1 pseudogene is annotated in these 289 nt (G+C 63.3%); it reads right to left on the reverse strand.

The features are described 5' to 3' along the window. Positions 1-28: 28 nt before the first annotated feature. Positions 29-289, reverse strand: a pseudogene (locus EN852_RS39750) (cation:dicarboxylase symporter family transporter); the annotation flags it as partial.

Consider the following 289-nt stretch of genomic DNA (forward strand, 5'->3'; position numbering starts at 1 on the left):
TGCCGGTCGTCGCGTCGAGCGTCTCCTAGTCGATGTTGAAGCCGGCGCCCAGCTGCACGACATTCGCCACGACCAGGCCGATGATCAGCGCCAGCGTCGAGAAGGTGAGGAAGTAAAGCATCGCCTTGCCGGCGACGCGGCCGACCTTCTGCAGGTCGCTCATGCCGGCGATGCCGGTTGCGACCGTCAGGAAGATGACCGGCGCGATGATCATCTTGACCAGCTTGATGAAGGCGTCGCCGAGCGGCTTCATGCTCTCCCCGATCGACGGATAGTAGTGGCCAAGCAG

The sequence above is a fragment of the Mesorhizobium sp. M2E.F.Ca.ET.209.01.1.1 genome, from assembly GCF_004010375.2.
Taxonomy (GTDB): domain Bacteria; phylum Pseudomonadota; class Alphaproteobacteria; order Rhizobiales; family Rhizobiaceae; genus Mesorhizobium.